General features: G+C 45.7%; 17 protein-coding genes. 6 read left to right on the forward strand and 11 right to left on the reverse strand.

Annotated features, from left to right (window positions below; genetic code table 11):
- Window positions 1-21 precede the first annotated feature (21 nt).
- The 5 genes from QUB13_RS08785 to QUB13_RS08805 all read right to left on the reverse strand — a co-directional run bounded on the left by QUB13_RS08785 (window position 22) and on the right by QUB13_RS08805 (window position 3,180).
- Window positions 22-1,395 (reverse strand): HesA/MoeB/ThiF family protein, encoded by a 1,374-nt coding sequence (locus QUB13_RS08785; RefSeq protein WP_333380107.1) that lies wholly within the window; start codon window positions 1,393-1,395, stop codon window positions 22-24.
- Between the two features lie 64 nt (window positions 1,396-1,459).
- Window positions 1,460-1,945 carry an E2/UBC family protein gene (locus QUB13_RS08790; RefSeq protein WP_333380109.1) on the reverse strand — a complete coding sequence of 162 codons (486 nt, stop codon included), beginning with the start codon at window positions 1,943-1,945 and terminating at the stop codon, window positions 1,460-1,462.
- A 2-nt stretch (window positions 1,946-1,947) separates the two neighbouring features.
- A complete protein-coding gene (locus QUB13_RS08795) occupies window positions 1,948-2,154 on the reverse strand; it encodes a hypothetical protein (RefSeq protein WP_333380110.1) in 207 nt (68 codons plus the stop codon).
- Window positions 2,155-2,198: 44 nt separating this feature from the next.
- Entirely contained in the window at window positions 2,199-2,573 is a 375-nt protein-coding gene (locus QUB13_RS08800) for a hypothetical protein (protein ID WP_333380111.1), read from the reverse strand.
- Between the two features lie 34 nt (window positions 2,574-2,607).
- Window positions 2,608-3,180 (reverse strand): LabA-like NYN domain-containing protein, encoded by a 573-nt coding sequence (locus QUB13_RS08805; RefSeq protein ID WP_333380113.1) that lies wholly within the window; start codon window positions 3,178-3,180, stop codon window positions 2,608-2,610.
- Window positions 3,181-3,578: 398 nt separating this feature from the next.
- Between QUB13_RS08805 and QUB13_RS08815 the strand changes: the two genes are divergently transcribed.
- Together QUB13_RS08815 and QUB13_RS08820 are read left to right on the forward strand one after the other, a co-directional pair.
- The gene (locus QUB13_RS08815) at window positions 3,579-4,121 is read left to right on the forward strand and encodes a WD40 repeat domain-containing protein (RefSeq protein ID WP_333380116.1); all 543 of its coding nucleotides are present in this window, start codon (window positions 3,579-3,581) and stop codon (window positions 4,119-4,121) included.
- Window positions 4,122-4,127: 6 nt separating this feature from the next.
- Window positions 4,128-4,688, forward strand: coding sequence for a YHYH domain-containing protein (locus QUB13_RS08820; protein ID WP_333380118.1), 561 nt, complete (start codon window positions 4,128-4,130; stop codon window positions 4,686-4,688).
- A gap of 387 nt (window positions 4,689-5,075) precedes the next feature.
- Here the strand turns inward: QUB13_RS08820 and QUB13_RS08825 are convergent, their stop codons facing one another.
- Window positions 5,076-5,711: a hypothetical protein gene (locus QUB13_RS08825; RefSeq protein ID WP_333380120.1), complete on the reverse strand. Its 636-nt coding sequence runs from the start codon at window positions 5,709-5,711 to the stop codon at window positions 5,076-5,078.
- Window positions 5,712-6,142: 431 nt separating this feature from the next.
- On the opposite strand from QUB13_RS08825, the gene QUB13_RS08830 reads away from it, so the two are divergent.
- Together QUB13_RS08830 and QUB13_RS08835 are read left to right on the forward strand one after the other, a co-directional pair.
- The gene (locus tag QUB13_RS08830) at window positions 6,143-6,859 is read left to right on the forward strand and encodes a hypothetical protein (protein ID WP_333380121.1); all 717 of its coding nucleotides are present in this window, start codon (window positions 6,143-6,145) and stop codon (window positions 6,857-6,859) included.
- Between the two features lie 296 nt (window positions 6,860-7,155).
- Window positions 7,156-7,374, forward strand: coding sequence for a hypothetical protein (locus QUB13_RS08835; RefSeq protein WP_333380122.1), 219 nt, complete (start codon window positions 7,156-7,158; stop codon window positions 7,372-7,374).
- A 124-nt stretch (window positions 7,375-7,498) separates the two neighbouring features.
- Here QUB13_RS08835 and QUB13_RS08840 read toward each other — a convergent pair whose 3' ends face one another.
- From QUB13_RS08840 to QUB13_RS08860, 5 genes are read right to left on the reverse strand one after another with little or no spacing between them, the layout of a single operon-like run.
- The gene (locus tag QUB13_RS08840) at window positions 7,499-10,927 is read right to left on the reverse strand and encodes a DEAD/DEAH box helicase family protein (RefSeq protein ID WP_333380123.1); all 3,429 of its coding nucleotides are present in this window, start codon (window positions 10,925-10,927) and stop codon (window positions 7,499-7,501) included.
- Between the two features lie 4 nt (window positions 10,928-10,931).
- Entirely contained in the window at window positions 10,932-11,414 is a 483-nt protein-coding gene (locus QUB13_RS08845; protein WP_333380124.1) for a type II toxin-antitoxin system VapC family toxin, read from the reverse strand.
- A complete protein-coding gene (locus tag QUB13_RS08850; RefSeq protein WP_333341976.1) occupies window positions 11,407-12,720 on the reverse strand; it encodes an AAA family ATPase in 1,314 nt (437 codons plus the stop codon). Before QUB13_RS08850 ends, QUB13_RS08845 begins: the two co-directional genes overlap by 8 nt.
- A 1-nt stretch (window position 12,721) precedes the next feature.
- Window positions 12,722-13,918 (reverse strand): restriction endonuclease subunit S, encoded by a 1,197-nt coding sequence (locus QUB13_RS08855; RefSeq protein ID WP_333380125.1) that lies wholly within the window; start codon window positions 13,916-13,918, stop codon window positions 12,722-12,724.
- Window positions 13,915-15,453, reverse strand: coding sequence for a type I restriction-modification system subunit M (locus tag QUB13_RS08860; protein ID WP_333380127.1), 1,539 nt, complete (start codon window positions 15,451-15,453; stop codon window positions 13,915-13,917). Before QUB13_RS08860 ends, QUB13_RS08855 begins: the two co-directional genes overlap by 4 nt.
- A 363-nt stretch (window positions 15,454-15,816) precedes the next feature.
- On the opposite strand from QUB13_RS08860, the gene QUB13_RS08865 reads away from it, so the two are divergent.
- On the forward strand, window positions 15,817-16,569 hold the full coding sequence (locus QUB13_RS08865; protein WP_333380129.1) for a tyrosine-type recombinase/integrase: 753 nt from the start codon (window positions 15,817-15,819) through the stop codon (window positions 16,567-16,569).
- Window positions 16,570-16,747: 178 nt separating this feature from the next.
- Entirely contained in the window at window positions 16,748-17,671 is a 924-nt protein-coding gene (locus tag QUB13_RS08870) for a GIY-YIG nuclease family protein (RefSeq protein ID WP_333380131.1), read from the forward strand.
- The last annotated feature ends 114 nt before the right edge of the window (window positions 17,672-17,785 follow it).

Here is a 17,785-nt window from a genome sequence, read left to right on the forward strand (position 1 = left end):
GTCTCCTTGACTTTGTGTTGGTTAAGCTAAATCACGATCGTCCGAACTGCAAAAATAGCAACCGGGGGTTGTCAAGTAGTCAGTATTGGCGTGCTGCCACTGACACTGAGGGAATTGGTAAATCCAATCCAAACCGTGTTCGACGTTTAAAAAGCCGCCAAGCATTCCCTGAATAACTCCAACTGCCGTACTCGCACAAATGCTGTTCAACCAAAATACAGCCGGGTCGTTAACCCCTTCCAAATAACCTGCTTGCGAGGCAAGATTTTCAATTTCAACGGGGGCGGATTCTAGTGCAGCTCTTTGCAAGTTGATGATGTTGCCGCACATCAAACACCAGCCACCTCCCAGCGGGGGAACAGTAACGCGGCAGTACATTCGAGGAACCCCATCGGGTTGGATATCGATGTGAGTACCGAGGCAAACGAGAGGCCGCATATATTTCAGGGCTAATTCTTGAGCAACTTGTCGAGAGCGGTGATTGTCCGTAGCCACCACGATTAAATCGGAAGCGACTATTTCTCGTTGCGCGGTTTTGTCTTCAATAGAATTGGGTACGGTTTTGACGCAGGAACCTGTATCGTAAATCTTTTTAATCAGTTGTTTGACATATTCGACCTTGTGCCACTGTTGGTCTGCCATTTGCCGCGTCGCTCCCGGCATTCGGTTGAGGTTAACAATTTCGAGACGGTCTGGGTCAATTAACAGCCATTTTTTGACACCCAAACGCCCTAGCTGTTCGGCAAAAACGGCCCCGATTCCCCCGCAGCCAATTAAAGTAACGGTGAGTTCGCTCAACTGCCGCCCAAAAACTTCTCCAAACACTTTTTGGCGGGCAAACATCAAATCTGATTCTGGCAGACAGTTTTGCTTTTGTGCGATTTCAAACCAGGATGGATAGAAATTAACTGCCTCAAAAGAATTTCCTTTTTTATTCCAAATGCGGAACTCCGATTGTTCCATCGATTCGTCAAATACGCCCGAAATCAACCGATGTTTCTCTGGAAAATTAGAGCTGAGAAAGCGAGCGTATTCTGATTCGCACCGATCGTCTACACCGGAAAAGCAAGGGGTTTCTTGACCTGCATGGGTGTGAACGTGAACGACATCTAATTTGCCTTGGCTCAGGTAATTCTCTAGCAAGTAGAGGTGAAATTCTTCTTTGAGGACTAATCCCGAAGCAGATTGATGTTCGTAGCAATCGGGAGCCGGCACCACCCAAACTTTGGGGAAATACCGAATTTGACGCTTAGAAATTTGATGGCGCTGGCAGAATAAAAAACCGATAACCTCTTCATTAGACTTTCGCGCACTCAGCATAGCTTGGCGAAAACTATTCCAGGTGGCGGGAGAAACGTGAAGAGAATTTTGGGGAAATTGGTGCGAATTATTCATGTCTTTTGTTGGGGAAAAAGTGCGATCGTAAATGACAGTTAATCCTCATATTTGAGTCTCATAGTTAATCCTCGCTATTGACAGCATGACGCACGGTAACAAACAACGTAGCGAGATTGTGTCCGCTTTCAGGATTGTTATGAGGTCGCCAAGAATTGAGCCATCTTTCTCGATTAAACCCACCGCCCAATCCCACGCAGTACCAATACCATCCTTCTTCGCTTAAAAAAGGCGCGCCGTAATAACTCTGTCTGGTAAAGTGATGGTCTCCCTGTCCTACGGTGTTCCAAGGGTAGTTTAGATAGCAGCCAATGGGGGGAAGACTGGGGTATTCGGGCGGTAACAAGAACAGTACGTCGGTGTTTGATACTGTAAACTTTTGGGAAGACAAGGGCATTCCTTTTACTAGAACTGCTGTATATTGAATGCCGCCAATCGTTTTGCATCCCACTACCGCATTTTTAGCTACTTTTTCCAATACTTTGAGTTCTGCAATGATTCGCGCTGCTGGCTGAAATCCTGAGATGCCAGGACTAATTGCAATCGCCATGATTAATTCTCCTGACCTTTTACAATTTTAGGAACAGTCCAAACTTTGGAACCTTCTTTGAGAGCATCAGTCTCTTTTAAGGGTTTTGTTCCTCCAAAGCCTTCTTCCATCACATCGTCGTTGCCAATTTCAGGTAATCGGGCTCTCAGCTCTTCAACGGTTGCACCGACGGGCAAATCTACTAATTTACCATTGATAATTGCTCTCATTTATATCTTCCTTAGTGCTGGGTAAATTCAATCAAGTGCGCGAGCTATGGTAGGAAAGTAAAAGCAACTGCTGCGCTATTGTGTTGAGATTTGTTGGAGTTTGGTTGACGAGTTATACCCATCCACAAACAGCAAATGGTTAAAAGTGCTACAGTTGCCAGACTTGCGAATAGCAATTTACAGTAAACCTGTTCCATTCGTTGTACTGACAATTTCAGCACTTTCAACTGATTGATGTACTCTTTTCTATCTCGCTGTTCAGCAGCAATTATGTCAGTTCCTAAATATTCTAGCTGTTGACTTAAATCTGTGAGTTGGGAATTAACGTCCTCTAGCCTATCCGTTTCTCCCACCACTAATTTGCCATTGATTGTTTGTCTGGGCTGGTCTGTATTGATTTTAGTGAGTGCAACTCTCATTTTAAACACCACTTATTGGAGCTAAATAACTGAATCAATCAAACAGATTGGTGTTGCCGATTCTATAATAGTTCTGACCGTTATTTTGCTGTTCAAAACTATCAAATATTTCAATCAAATCAACAGTGCTATTAGCAGCATTTTTTAGTTCGTTTCCCAAAGATTGTTCTACGGATGCAACTTCGACCCGCATCCCTCGCCTTCGGAGCTTTTCTGCGAGATAGGCAAAGTCAGAATCTCCGGTCACTAAGACAACGATATCGGGGCGCATTTCTAAAGCCAATTCAACGGCATCCATTGCCATGACGATATCGACATTGCTTTCGTACTCGTCCCCTTTAGCTTTGCCTTCTCTAGTAACGACCAAAAACCCGTTGCTTCTCGCCCAATAGATAAATTTTTCTTTGGTTTTTCGTTGTTCTTCAAATCTTTCTCTGTCTGGAGGCAACCCCACATAGATGACCATTTCAATGATTTCTCTGCCTTCTGAGGGGTCGGCTAGATAGTCGCGTATTTTCAGCCAATCTAACTTTCTATTAAAGCTTTGAGCTGCAATAACGGTGTTATCGCTATCTGCAAAAATCAATACCCGCCGAGATGTTGCCATAAGTTGAATTGAAGAAAGAATGAAAGTATTTACTTGTCTCTCATTACAATTCACCATTGGAAGCAGGGATTTCCTTCTCCATATTGCTTCATGGAGTGGAACTGCGCTTGTTCCTTTCCAACTTCTCTACCAAACCTGTGAGTTTCTGCACTGGGCGGATTGGCGTGCGATCGTTCCTTTTTTCTCATTAAACATCGATGACTCCCAACTGCATTAAGAAATCCCCCAAACCAATGCAGCAATGCAGTAAGTGAGGCTTCTGAGCGGTGTCGTCGGGTCGATCGCGCACTTAGCGAGCTTAAAACGCTCGGCAGCCATTCGGGCGATGTCTGGGCAGTTGCCATCACGCCGGATGGACTTAAAGCAATTTCTGTCTCGTCCGACCAAACACTAAAGCTGTGGGATTTAACCAGCACCATCGCACTGAATACCTTTACGGATCATCTGATAAAGTTATCGCAGTAGCAGTTACCCCGGAGGGGCGGATAGCTATCTCTGGAGCGGTGGATAACACGCTAAAGTTGTGGAATTTGACAACTGGTACAGAACTTAAAACCTTGACGGGTCATACTGCCTACAATGCGATCGCAATTATCTGGGACGAGCAAAGGGCTATTTCTGCGGATTTAGAAAGTGGGGAGGCGATCGCTACTTTCAGCCTTATTTTGCTGCACCGTTGCGTCCAATGGAGTAGATTTCTTACGGCTAGAAGGGATAGAGCCACTAACTTAAATTTCTTACGCGATCGTTGGCGAGGCACAATTGATATAGTTTCAGCAACTTATGAGTTTTTATGGTCCGACATCAAAAAACATAATACTGGAACGCTCCAACAGTTATTTCCAAAGCCAAACCACCGCGTCACCTGTAACGCGATCGCAACTTCCTCTCGATTCTGCTGCATCTACGGCTTATTTGACTACAATACCCAACCAGAATGAAACCCCATGAAAATTAATCGCAAGGTATCCAAAGCCCTGGCTGCTGCTTTTTTAGCTTTATCGGCTGTCTCGATCGCGGACAGTAGCTGGGCAACTCCAGGTCGCACTGATGCCAACGGATGTCATACCAGTCGCACAAGCGGATACCATTGTCACAATTCGGGTTCTGGGTCAGGTTCTTCCGGTTCTGGATCGAGTTCACCCAGTGGCGGAGGTTCGGAAGGCGTTTGTCTGACGTTCAACGACTGCATGAGTCGGGGGGAAACGCAACTTAAGTCGAATCCTGCTCAGGCGCTCAACTATTTCCAGCAAGCCTTACTCCTCAAACCAAAGGATATTCAAGCATTTACCAGAATAAACGTTGTTGAGCCTTACGTGATGGCGATACCCGGTTCTTGTCCAGATTTAAAAACCTGTATGAATTTGGGATACGCAGGAATGAAACAGAAAGACTACCAAACTGCGTTAGTCAATTTCAAACGAGCCTTAGCGTTTAATTTGGGAAACCAGTACGCCATCGACGCGATTGGTAATGTTTCTCGCTATATCCAAGAATCGCGCAATTAATATAAACCCTTTAAACCCGTTGCACTGTGACTGGGGCGGGTTTTATGTAAGTGCCAGCTTTTTAGAAACATCAACCATTTACATCTCAACACTTGAAACACAAAAGCTAGCCACACCCTGCGATCGCTCCCACCGTGCCAGCCGTGCCAGTCCTCACCATCCAATCACCCCAAAACCCCGTCTAATCCCGTCTAGTGTGCATTTTGGGAGCCGTGCCAACCGTGCCAAATACGCAAGGCATCAGAGCGATCGACACGAGGCGATCGGCGCTTTAATTTGGTTTAGGTTGATTTTGCTTGACTTATTCTGATTTTTCTTGGTTTAAGTTGATTTTTGTTCAGTTTCCTGACAGCCAAAGGCGATCGCCATTCTTGTCCGAGTGATATGTCAAGTCAAGTTGCTTCTCATCTGCGAAATAGCTTGATTCAAACCCTCGCTGTGAATCCAGCCTACGAAGCCACCGTAAATCATTTTGCCATCACGATCGGCTAAAAAAATGTGGTCAACGCCGAGGGGGTTTTTCCAAGCCCTAACCGCTGTTCCATCCCTAAGTCTGATAATCGGATTGGAACTGTTAAAATCCCTGTGGTGTGCTGGTGTCATTCCTGAAACAGCTTCTAAAATGGCGCGAGCCTCCCTAGTAACATCTGAAATGTTTGCAGCGCTGGCTGCTGAACAACCACATCCATCTGTCACAGTTTGCTTGAGCCTTTCTTTGATATCGCCATCAAACAGGGATAATTGCTCAATCTCCTCCAAAAGTTTCCCGTGCGGTTCGGACAAGCGCCTTTGGCAATAAATTGCTGTCAGCAAGTCCTCTAACCCTACTTTTGTTAAGGCATCTGCAATCAATCCCGTCAAACCTAGTACGGCAATGCCTCCGAGCATTCCAGCCGGGCCACCTAGAAATGCTAGAGCTGCTGTGATTGCAGCCGCTCCTGTTAAACCTGTAGCAGCCATCGTCACTACCAGGATGATACCTGGTAAACCCAAAGCAGCTACTTTCTTGACGACTTCATCCATTTTACCAACCTTCGCTGTTGCTTTTTTTCCTTTATCAACCAGTTACCAGCCCAAAAAACCTGCTAGCGCAACAAGTTATTTATTATATCCTGACCTTGCCGTAGCAGTTTCGAGTCGTAGATGGGGAAATTAGATTATCCTGATGGATCTGTAGCGGTTCCAAGTCATAGATGAAAAATTTAAGTTTCCCCGCCTAGATTTAATGGTACACCCACCCTGTCACAGGTTTTCACAATCTTAGGGTTGCAGACTTAACGGGTTGGGCCGAACGCATCGATCGCCCCCATCAGGAAAATTCACCCTCAAACTTCCTTCGAGCGAAATACTAACACCAGAATTCTACGATTTCTAAAAACATAGGCATGGATAATGAAAATAGTTCAAGATATCCTAAGAGGCTTACCAGGTACAGATAAACATAAAAATGTGATATGAACGTTTCGGAAGACTTGAATGGGGCATGGAAAGATGTTTGGAATGTCTTGGAACCAGAGAAATCTTGGTTGACCGATGCAGCTAAATGCGATTGCATCCAGAAAAAACTTTCCTATTTTAATTCCCAACATGGCAACAGCCCAGAACATATCGACCGAGTTATTAAAGCTTTATCTAGAGGAAAGGGTTTAGTTCAAGCAGCGATCGAATGGCAAAATCCTGCCATCGGTCAAAGCGAAACCCGCAGCGTCAAGGATAAGCTGCGGGGACATCAGTGGAGGCTGGTAATCGCCTACAGCGGTTTTGAGCTTGCATCTAAAGCTTTAATGATGGACAAGTGGAACAGGCAGGTTGAGAAGGGGATGTATGAAAGATTTCTGGAAAAATGCGTCCTGTCCGACTACGAACCAATAGAGCCGCCTAGAGGTAAACCAAAGCTTGAAAAATGGCTGGATAAGGAAGAGGGGGCATTAGCCGAATTCCTGGGAGTAACTTCAGGAGATCGGAAAGCGATCGATCGGTGGCTGGTTCAATCCCAATCTGTAGATTCCTGGTGTGAGGCATACAAACTGGCGAAAGCTCTGAGAAATGCTTCGGCTCACGGATTCTTACTGCCAACTAAGATCCATGACTGGGGGCTCAAGAACGGATTTCTTAGACTGACCAACGATTTGGCACAGATTGCGATAGCCGGACTCAGCAAACTAGCTTAAACCCTGTTCGGAGAATTAGGGGATTTGCATCTTTGTCGGCGAGGTATTGACTTTCAACTGCGATCGGGATACCATCGAGATAATAAAATACAACGGATCTGAAAGGCGCAATTTTTCGAGACTGTTGTATTTTCTTTGTTTTTGAAGGATTCAGAATAAATCGCAAGCGATGCCGGAGGTCGGCGGCTGGACTATCGCACCAGTTAATCCGACCTGGAGCCGATAGTTTTTTAGCGTTCCCCGGCAATTGCGATTAGAGACGTACCGATTTCATACCTAACCGACAAGTTCGTTCGATGCAACAAAGCGCAAAATTCCAGAAAGGGCAGAGAGTTGGCATCTACAACTCCCAAGGGTCGCGACAGATTTATGAAGTAGATGAGGTTACTTGGTCTGGGTCAACTTGGACGTATACTTTTTTAGAATGGGATACTAAAAATCCGGTTTTTGTTACTTTTAGCAACAACGGTTCTTCTCGGTACCGGCAAGAAGAACGCTGGCTGTCTTCGGTTTAAACACCCAAGGGCGGGGGAAAAATGCCACTCCCGCGTTCCTCAGCACCAAAGCCAGGGTTCACTGCAATCACGATTGTGCTTCAGCCCTGATTATTTGTAACGCCCCAGGTTTTACTGCTGTGCGTTATGCAGCAGCCCGTGTAGAAACTTCTTCAAGAATAGAAAATAATTCATCTACCTGAGTCGAGGTAAATAATCCGTCTGGCCCCTGTGGCGTAATGTCGGTAAATGGGGATTCATAAAGGATTGCTGCATCCATTGCGCCATGTTCGGTTAGGTGATTCACAATCATACTCACAAATTCAATCTGATTGGAGTTAAGATTTTTACCAGATATAAACCTCGCTAGTTCCTGTTTGGCTACCTCCCGATCGAGTCCTACTAAGGAACGGACGAACAAGCCTAACCCGTGCGATTCTTCTTTTGCACGGTCTATATCCTCCTCTACACCTAATTTGTTTTCTAGCAATATCTTCTCTAACTCAGATAGATCGGATGGAGTGAGCTGTTTGTTAGTTCGTAGCTTAAAGATGACCACATGATCTTGATGCGATCGCAAAAAAGCCCTAGCTTTAGCACGGAACTTCTCAAAGTTATCTAATGCTGTAAAACCCGGCAACTCTACTATTATCTCATCCCCCATTACATCCTCAAAGTCGGTGTAAATAGGTTGGCGTTTTTGTTTCTCAATCAACTTTATTAACCCCCGCAGGCGTTTGCGTAACACCTCCAGCATGGGTAATGTCACATCTTGCCACCACTCATCGGTTTGTACATTCTGAATGAGCGATAACTGTTCTTGCACGAAGGGAATGGCAGATTTCTCCTCTAGCAGTCCTGCAAGTGACTTCACCTGTTCTTGTAAACGCTTAAACGTAGAGTCAGAGCGCAGGATTGCTAATTGTAACTTCAGCATCAGAACATCAAATCTTTTTATTTCTTCTGTTTCTGTTTCCAATTGGGAAGGCAAACCAGCTATTTCTTGACTAAGTTCAAGAAAATCATCGATCGATAGCGATGCCCATGCTGCGGAATTAGCATATTTCTCTACGAATCGTTGTTTAGGTCGCACTATGAAGTTTTCAGGATTCATAGCCGCAACTTCGGTATTGAGCAAATTGGCTAGTTCCTGGCGCAATTCTGCATCGGTCTTGGGTTCTTTAGAGGCAGCTTGATACTCTTGAAGCTTGCTCAGTTGTGTTGAATTAATGGGTTGATTTTCCGGTATTCTTTTATCTAACTCTCCGATTAATTCTAATCGAGCGGTAAACAGTTGCTGACCCAATGATTTAGTTATTGGTGCATTAACAGTCGCTGAGTTTTGTTGAAAATACTCTAAATTTTGGCAATAATCAAACAGGTAAAAAAATTCTTTATCTTGCCCTAGTCCAAATAGGTCAGGACATAGCCTCGTACCTCGTCCTATCATCTGCCAGAACTTAGTTTTGGAGCGAACAATTTTGAACAGCACCAGATTAACTACCTCTGGCACGTCAATCCCAGTGTCGAGCATATCCACTGAGATTGCGATATGAGGTTCTTTATCTTTTTGGGAAAAGTTATCAATCAGGCTTTGAGCATAGGAGGTTTTGAAGGTAATGACGCGGGCAAACTCACCTTTAAAGTGTGGGTAATTGGCGTTGAACCGCTCAGCAATAAATTCTGCATGATCTTGGTTTTTAGCGAAAATAATGGTTTTGCCGAGACGATCGCCCCCAGCAACCTTTAACCCCCTCGTCATCAGATGCTCTAGCACCTTATCCACGGTATCTTTATTGAATAACCACTTGTTGACTGCTTCTGCTTCTACGCGCTCAGGGGCATTACCTTCGTCATCCCATTCAAGCGCATCCCATTCTTCTCTTTCGGATTCAGAGAGTTCACCATAATTAATGCCTTGTCGCTGGAACTTAAGCGGCACTGATACTGCTTTAAGTGGGACTAGATAACCATCCTTTACGGCATCTTCAAGCGAGTAAGCATCGGTAGGTACGCCATTTTCTAAGTCAAAAAGTCCGTAAGTGTTGCGGTCAATTTCATCCTTTGGTGTAGCGGTTAGCCCTAGCAGAACAGAATCAAAGTAGTTGAAAATTGTGCGGTATTTCTGAAAAACAGATCGGTGAGCTTCATCAATAATAATTAGGTCAAAATGTCCTACGCCAAAACGACGCTGACCGTCGCGGGTATCATTAATTAATCCCATCATGGTGGGATAGGTGCAAGCAAATACCCGTCCTTCAGTATCTTTTTCTGTGACTAAGTTTACTGGCGCGGCATCGGGGAGATGTTTCTTAAATACATTGATTGCCTGATTTACCAAAGCTACACGATCCGCTAGAAATAGAACCCGTTTCGCCCAGTTACAACGCATCAGCAGATCGACCAAAGCGATCGCGGTTCTGGTTTTGCCTGCACCAGTCGCCATGACTATCAGGGCTTTGCGGTCTTTATCAGTCTCTAAGGCTTCGGTAATGTGACGGATGGCACGAGTTTGATAATAGCGTTCGGCAATGCTAGGGTTAATTGTGCCTGCTGCTAAAGATTTACGGGTAGCTCGGCGCTGTATAAGTAATTGTAATTCAGTTTTTTTATAAAATCCTTGCACCTGTCGCGGTGGGTAGTTAGTATCATCCCACAGCCAATGCTCGTAACCGTTAGAGTAGAAAATAACTGGACGCTGATTAAATTGGTTTTCTAGGCAATCAGCATATAGCTTAGCCTGTTGTTGCCCGATGCGGGGGTCGTTTCGGGTGCGCTTGGCTTCTACGACTGCCAAAGGTTTACCATCATCGCCCCAGAGGACGTAATCCACAAAACCTTGACCTGATGAATTGGGCATCCCTGTAACTGGAAACTCGCGATCGCGTTGTTGATCTAAGTTCCATCCGGCTTCTTTTAACAAAAGGTCTATAAAAATATCGCGGGTTTGTGCTTCAGAATAATCGTGGGTATCTGGCTGGATGACACTGGCTTTCTTGACTGCTGCCAATTCTGCCCGTAGTTGTTTCAGTTCTTCATCAAGTGCATTTTTGTCTGCTAGAAGTGTTGAGAGCTTTTCATCGCGATCGCGTAGTTGAGTTTCTAGTTTCTGAAGTTGTTCAATGGTTTGTTTAGGAACTGGTGCAGTCTTGGGCAATGCGTCAGAGTTGAAGGTAAGCCCCGCATTTGGTTTGCTACTGCGTCCATAGGTGTGTGCTAACCAATATGTAACATGAAACAACTCCCGTACAGCATTTATAGCATCATTCACAGGGATAGGTCTGGTACTGTGTACGGCCTGATTTCCTAGTTTGATAATGACTCTTGCTTTGTTAAAGATTGCTTCACCTACTAAGTTTTTAAAAGTAGGCTCGTGAATTAAACTGCTTAGGCTATCTTGATAAGGCAGTTCTAGAGAATTATCGTACTTATATAACCAATTTACGGTTAACTCCAAGGCTCGACGGGCATAAAAGCAGGCGGTGCGAGGGTCTGGATGTACTGCATCAACTGCTTTGTTGGCGGATTTATAAATCGTAGAGAATTCAGCTTGGAGGAAGGTAAACTGGCTCATATATTTATCTAGGCATTTGGCGATAGTTCTGTAAATCCTTGTCTAGTGACCAGATAAAAACTTCACTCATTGAGAAGATATTACAGGACTTATGAAATTCCTGAATGATGCTGAGATCGCCGAAACTTGTTCCTTCTTGTTTATTAGGAGCTTTGTTTTTGCCAGCTTCATCAGGGAACTGGTCAATCCACTCCAGTATCTCTGCTGTACTTGGGAATGTAGTAGGCCTCCAGGGCGCTACGCCTGTGAAGGCTTCTTTAACTTCTTTAACAAAACGTATGGCGGTTTTTCTTCGCATTGTGCCGTCCCCGTTTTGGGCAATGTGGTTACCTGTTTCGAGTATGGTTGCCATTGGCAACAGAAAAGTACAGCCAGCTAGAGAATAGGTTCTAAAATCTTCGAGAACTGATTCTCTATGCTGATTATAGTTGGGAACGTTGAGTATTTCGAGGAAGATGCTCGTATCAATCAAGCAAATACTACTCATTGCCGTATTCCTGCAACCGAGATAGCCATGCCATCGCTTGCTGTTTTCTGTCTTCAGGGGTGTGTGGCGATTTGACGAATCGATCGACTATCCCAGCAGTTACCAGTTGACCGAGCGGCCCCTGAGATATCAGACTTGGAAAATCATACATTTCTCCAAGCCGTACCAGGCGGCTATCTCCTGACTCTGGATTGCGGTAACAAAACACTACATCGCCGATCGCCTCATCGGGTAAGGCATCCATTAACGCGGGGTTATGAGTCGATAGCAGCACTCGCAATTTACGACGTTCGGCAATATCTCGGATGCTGGCGAGTAAATGCTTGGCGCGGTTGGGATGAACGCCGTTGTCGATTTCCTCAATGACTACTAAACTGCCTTCGGTAGCTGATAGCATAGCAGCCGCGATCGCTAACACCCGTAAAGTGCCATCGGATAATAATGCAGCCTCACAATAGCGGCGGGTATTGCCAAATGTTTCTGCTAGTTGCACCATGACTTCATCCCGTGGGCCGAAAAGGAAATCTAGCCCATCTATAGCTTGTTCTGGTAGACTCTGAATAAAGTTGAGAATTGCCTCGCGATTTTCGGCTTGGTTCTCCCACAAGCGATACAAAACGCTGGAAAGATTAGTACCATCTTCTTGTAATCGCTTATCAGATTTGAAACTGTACTCGCGCATTCTGGCGGGGACGGGATCTAAAAATAGGATATTTTGTAAGACTTTTTGATATTCGCGGACGGTTTCAGGAATTATTTTTTGGGATTTGGGGTACTTTGCATCAAAATGGGCAGGGGTGTCTAATTGCACGAATATAGCCATCTGATCGCTGCACGTTACTCGTGGTTTGTTCTTCCCTTTTGTAAAGTTGTTATATGCCACACCAACATCAGTCCCTACTCCTTGAGAAGGCTGATCTAGGTCATATAGCGGGACTTGACTTGTCGAGCCAACGATTCGCTCATTACTGATGTGGAGTTCTCCGTCACGCACATTCAGGGTTATATCGAGTTGGTTCCAATCTGGGTAGTCTAAACGGCAACCAATGGTAAAATTTGACTCTCCCCGATGGCACAAATCATTTACTCGACCGCGTACAACGCGCTCTGCACTATTCACGGCATATTGAATACTGGAAAGTTTTTGTCCTTGTGCCAGCCATGACAGAAAGCGCAAACCTTCAAGGGCGTTACTTTTGCCTGCGGCATTGGCTCCGATTAGTACGGTTAGCGATCCAAGGGGCAATCGGCTTGTACTGTAACTTTTGAAGTTGGCGAGGGTAAATTCGGTTAGCATGGCGTTCATGTCATAATTCTCCTCGGAATGCACGATGTTGGAGGGAGGCGAAGAGGGCATCGAGTTCTGACAGTGAGGCGCGGTGTGCGACTTTGAGTTTTTCTACGGCTTCGATGCGATCGGCAAATTCTTTTTGGAGCGTGAGAGGAGGAATAAAAGCAGGTAGTTCACGAATCTGGTTTTGAAATAGATTGGCTTGACTCGAAGCATTCGCTCTCTGTTGCATTTTCGCGTGTAAAGCAGGTGTTCTTAGAAAATACTCAAGAAATTTAGAATTTATTAAATCATGCTTCAGCTTTAATAAGGCAACGCTACGAACAAGCGAGAAAGGCTCATCAGTGTCAACAGTTGTTACACGCCCAATTGTCCCAGAGCAAGAAAGTAGTATGTCACCTCTTACAGGGTTACATCGCTTCATTATTCGTTCATACTCTTCAATACTGACATAATCAACATCTCTAACGTCAATGTAGCCATTTTGTACATTGCGAGCCGATAACAATTTGATGCCCTCTAATGTTCTTTTAGGCGTTTGATGTTCTCCATCAGTAATCTTTTCTGCAATATCCCCAAGCTTTGAAACTGTCCACCCCTTCGGATTCGTAACTGGATCGCCGAACATTTCTATGAAGATGGCTTGGGTGAGGGTGTCGAGTTGTGCGATCGCTTCCCGACGTTTAGACCTGAGTTCTTCGGCGCGATCGAGTATCTCTGCAATTCGCTTCTGTTCTTCTAAGGGAGGTAAAGGAATTTTAAGCTTCAGACAGCGATCAATATTTAGGTTTGAGATATTCGTTGTTTTCTGACCAAAACTCCTTAATAAAGCTTGTACTCGATTAGAAGAAAACCAGCGATATAGAAAACGTGGCTCAACTTTTCCCTGATCGGGACGCAGAACAGTCACAAAGCCCCCAAAACTAGCGCGCCAAGGAAGATCGGGAATCCAGCAGCATTTTCCAACAAGGTTCCAACTGTTTGCGCTAGAAACAAGAACGTCACCCACTTGAAGAAATTGATTTTCGCGTTTCACGAAAGATTTATTTACAGCCCAGACATCAGAGAGATCGAGTTCAGTTTGCACATTTTTTGTACGCATACATACAACCGATCCTAGTACCCCTACTGGAACTACATCATCGGGTTTAAAGTTAATACCACGAACAAATTCCGCAACCTCTGCCAACGCAACTGTTTTCCACTGACTCATTCCAGCATCCCCTCCAATTTCTCCATCCCCTGCTGAATTTCTACTTCTAACCTTGCCAAATCAGCAAGGATGTCTTTGGGTGCGCGATGTTCCACCTCTTCATGCACCACTTCCTTGTAACGATTCAGACTGAGGTCATACCCCTGAGAAGCAATATCAGCCTTGGGTACACAGAAACTTTGAGCCGTGCGCGATCGCTCTCGTTCCGTTGTATTTCGCAGTTGCCAACGACTCAACACATCCGGCAGATTATTCTTAGTATGTTCCTCTGCTGTTAGCTCCGTAGCAAGCACAGCACCTAATTTATCTTCAGAAAGCAAAGGCGCTCTTTTATCGTCCAAACTCCACCCATCAGCATTCACATTGTAGAACCAAACAGAATCAGTTCCACCTGAGTTAGTTTTAGTAAATAGTAAAATCGCCGTAGAAACACCCGCATAAGGCTTAAATACACCACCAGGCAGAGATATCACAGCATCAAGCTTCTGTTCTTCCACCAACAAGCGTCGCAATTCCTTATGAGCCTTAGAAGAACCAAAAAGCACCCCCTCCGGCACAATTACTGCTGCCCGTCCCCCTGGTTTCAACAATCTTAAAAACAGAGCCAGAAATAGCAATTCAGTTTTCTTAGTTTTGACGATCGCCTGCAAATCTTTAGCAGTGTTCTCATAGTCCAATGAACCAGCAAAAGGCGGATTAGCGAGGACAAGGGTATAAGATTCTTCATCACCAGAATGTTCCTGTGCCAGCGAATCCTGATAGCGCACATCGGGGTTTTCTACCCCATGCAACAGCATATTCATACTGCCAATCCGCAGCATGGTATTGTCAAAATCAAACCCGTGAAACATCTCATGGTGGAAATGTTGCTTCATCTTGGTATCGCGCAGAATTTCCGGGTGATGCGATCGCAAATATTCATTAGCAGCCACCAGAAAGCCGCAAGTCCCACTCGCTGGATCGCAAATCACATCGCCTGGGCTGGGTGCAGTCAGTTCCACCATCAACTGAATAACGTGGCGCGGTGTGCGAAACTGTCCGTTTTGTCCAGCGGAGGCAATCTTGCCCAACATATATTCGTAAAGGTCGCCTTTAGTGTCCCTGTCTTCCATCGGTACACCATCCAGCAAATCCACCACTTTAGAAAGCAGGGCGGGTGTCGGAATTGTGAAGCGGGCATCCTTCATGTGGTGCGCGTAAGTCGAACCATCCCCCCCCAAAGTCCGCAGGAAAGGGAAAACATGATCGTTGACGACCTCAAACATCTCCTTCGGTGCAAAATTCTTGAACCTCGACCAACGCAAATCATCGTAGGAGCGTTTTTTGATATCTTCCCCTTCTGGGAAAATCCGGCGTTCCATTGGGCGCTTGAGCCGATTAGCTTTGTTTTCTTCCAGAGTCTGTAAATCGTCGAGACGACGCAGAAACAGCAGATAAGTAATCTGCTCGATAACTTCAAGGGGATTGGAGATACCACCGGACCAGAAGGCATCCCAGATTTTATCTATTTGACTTTTGATTTCCCCAGATATCATATTGCGCTTTCTTGTCCCATAGATAATTCTAAAAATTAGGGCGATTATCAGTTTAGCTTGGATATGGTTTTGCTGGAGATATGCAGCCAAAATCTATCTGCTGCTTATACTTCATTAAAATCTTTGTGATCGAATGCTTCGCTCGTCTATGCAAGTAATATTTGCAGGGGAAAGTTCAGACTAAAACTGACCGCCAGAGGAATTTACGATCGCTCACCCGCACTTGTCTCATCATCACTCAACCGCATTAGACAAACTCTCAAACCACCACACGCTTGGTACGGAGATGATCGAGCGCTCTCCGCTAACCGATCGCCATCGCCCAGACTACCACGTTAAGAAATCCCCCCGACCGATGCAGCAATGCAGTATTTGCGGCAAACTCTGTGGTATTGGGTCGAGTTTACCAAGATGAAGATAGAACGGCACGGCCAAGCCAAAATACTCACGCAACAGGAAATCGAGCTTTTGTTCAACAAAGGTTTGCAAACCTCACGCGATCGCACGCTGTTCGGCGTTTGTCTCTACACCGCTTGTCGAATTGCCGAAGCTTGTTCCCTGGAAGTCATCGATATTTACACTGCCAGAGGTACAGTCCGACCTACAATCAACTTCCGCAAAGCCAACACCAAGGGGAAACTCCAAACCCGCACGATTCCGGTGATCGAGGATTTGCGATCGCTCTTGACATCTTGGAAACCCAACGCGGGTCAGACTTACTTATTCCCAGGCCGCCACGGCTGCCACCATTGGAAGCATCTGCACACCAACTCAGCGGATCAGATTTTGAGAGAAGCGTTCGATCGCGCCGGCATCGAAGGAGCCTCCACCCACAGCTTCCGTCGCACCGCCCTCACCCAAATGAGCAACGCCGGAATTCCGCTGCGGATTATTCAAGAAATCAGCGGTCACAGTAACCTCGAACAGTTGCAGCGCTACTTAGAGGTGAAGCCGGATCAAGTCAAAGGAGCGATCGCAAGTCTTTCCATGCTGTCCTACACGGGGAAATCTGTATTTCCCCCTGTAGAGGATGAATTGCCTGCTGTGCCGTTAGCGAGAGAGCAACTGTCACAAGGCCTATCAGACTCGGAGCCTGAAGAAATTCCTGATTGGTGACGGGCAATTTTAGATTTTAGATTTGGGATGCAAGGATTAAAGTCACGCATCAAGAGCATGGAGTGCCGATCGCTTTCTTTCCCAAGGCAGAAGTTCTCACCCCCTAGATTTGTTACCATTCTCGATCGTGTGGAGCAGGTGCATCTACAGAACCGGCTCAAAGGAGAATTGACAGACAATGTGGCTAAAATTTGGTGTTGCTCTCAGCGGCGAACTGACGGGCATTGATGAGGTTGTGCGCGGAAAAACTAACCTAACTTGTCTCTACTGCGGTGGCGGATTGACAGCAAAAAAGGGGAACGTGAAAGAGCATCACTTCGCGCACACTGACGAAACTTGCAAACCAGTCTCACAGCGGATTAAAACCAAAGCATTTCCCTCGCTGCCTCTCTACGAGCATTTCAACATCAAACTCAAGGGTGAGGAATTGGAACAGTTGAAAGTGCTGTGGAAAGAGTACGGCGCACAGGATTATGCTATTCCCAAAGACTTGGTAAACTTTCGGTGGCAGTTGAAAGGATTGTTGGAATCAGAGGGCGATGGCACTTATCACTTTACCGACTTGGGTAAAATCCCCGTCGGCGCGCTTCCCCTGGCGCTGTTCAATAAAGTCCAGGAACCGCTGCTGCTGTCGGAGCTGGCTTCTTTGGAAGGCTCTGTAGAGATTGCTGAAGCTGCGGGGTTATCCTGCTTAGAAGAACGGCGGGCTGATTTGCTGATTTATAGAGTACAACTTCGTCGGATTTTGGTGAACTCGCTCTACTTTCTGGAGGTCAAAGCTGACGGGAACTGCTTCTATAAAATTGGGGTGACAACTCGATCGATTGAGGAACGCATCGCCGAGGTGCAGCGGGATGTGAAAGCGCATTACTCGGATGTGGTTGTTAATTTGCTGGGATTATGGGAACACCGGGGGAATGTGGAACTGTACTTCAAACACCGGTACAAAGCGTTTAATTACCGCATTGGCACGCTGACGGAGTATTTTACGTTTCCCAATGTCAAGGCGGTGCTGAATGATTTGTACGGGATGGAAGCCAAAGTGTTGAGTGAGGTTGAGGTGGATGTTTTCAGCTTGCGCTACTTCCCCGAAATCAAATAACCCGTCTTGTGCTGGTAAGATTTGTTAGGCAACTTGATGCCATTTTCTTTCTTCGTGGATGCTGGCGCGTAATTGGCGAGAATCAGGACTGGACTTGTCAAGTTTGACGATCGT

It is taken from the genome of Microcoleus sp. B4-D4, from assembly GCF_036705185.1.
Classification (GTDB): Bacteria; Cyanobacteriota; Cyanobacteriia; order Cyanobacteriales; family Microcoleaceae; genus Microcoleus.

Coding starts and splice junctions, on each gene's coding strand:
- QUB13_RS08785 (WP_333380107.1), bottom strand. CDS start 1,395: ATGAATAATTCGCACCAATTTCCCCAAAATTCTCTTCACGTTTCTCCC.
- QUB13_RS08790 (WP_333380109.1), bottom strand. CDS start 1,945: ATGGCGATTGCAATTAGTCCTGGCATCTCAGGATTTCAGCCAGCAGCG.
- QUB13_RS08795 (WP_333380110.1), bottom strand. CDS start 2,154: ATGAGAGCAATTATCAATGGTAAATTAGTAGATTTGCCCGTCGGTGCA.
- QUB13_RS08800 (WP_333380111.1), bottom strand. CDS start 2,573: ATGAGAGTTGCACTCACTAAAATCAATACAGACCAGCCCAGACAAACA.
- QUB13_RS08805 (WP_333380113.1), bottom strand. CDS start 3,180: ATGGCAACATCTCGGCGGGTATTGATTTTTGCAGATAGCGATAACACC.
- QUB13_RS08820 (WP_333380118.1), top strand. CDS start 4,128: ATGAAAATTAATCGCAAGGTATCCAAAGCCCTGGCTGCTGCTTTTTTA.
- QUB13_RS08825 (WP_333380120.1), bottom strand. CDS start 5,711: ATGGATGAAGTCGTCAAGAAAGTAGCTGCTTTGGGTTTACCAGGTATC.
- QUB13_RS08830 (WP_333380121.1), top strand. CDS start 6,143: ATGAACGTTTCGGAAGACTTGAATGGGGCATGGAAAGATGTTTGGAAT.
- QUB13_RS08835 (WP_333380122.1), top strand. CDS start 7,156: ATGCAACAAAGCGCAAAATTCCAGAAAGGGCAGAGAGTTGGCATCTAC.
- QUB13_RS08840 (WP_333380123.1), bottom strand. CDS start 10,927: ATGAGCCAGTTTACCTTCCTCCAAGCTGAATTCTCTACGATTTATAAA.
- QUB13_RS08845 (WP_333380124.1), bottom strand. CDS start 11,414: ATGAGTAGTATTTGCTTGATTGATACGAGCATCTTCCTCGAAATACTC.
- QUB13_RS08850 (WP_333341976.1), bottom strand. CDS start 12,720: ATGAACGCCATGCTAACCGAATTTACCCTCGCCAACTTCAAAAGTTAC.
- QUB13_RS08855 (WP_333380125.1), bottom strand. CDS start 13,918: ATGAGTCAGTGGAAAACAGTTGCGTTGGCAGAGGTTGCGGAATTTGTT.
- QUB13_RS08860 (WP_333380127.1), bottom strand. CDS start 15,453: ATGATATCTGGGGAAATCAAAAGTCAAATAGATAAAATCTGGGATGCC.
- QUB13_RS08865 (WP_333380129.1), top strand. CDS start 15,817: ATGCAGTATTTGCGGCAAACTCTGTGGTATTGGGTCGAGTTTACCAAG.
- QUB13_RS08870 (WP_333380131.1), top strand. CDS start 16,748: ATGTGGCTAAAATTTGGTGTTGCTCTCAGCGGCGAACTGACGGGCATT.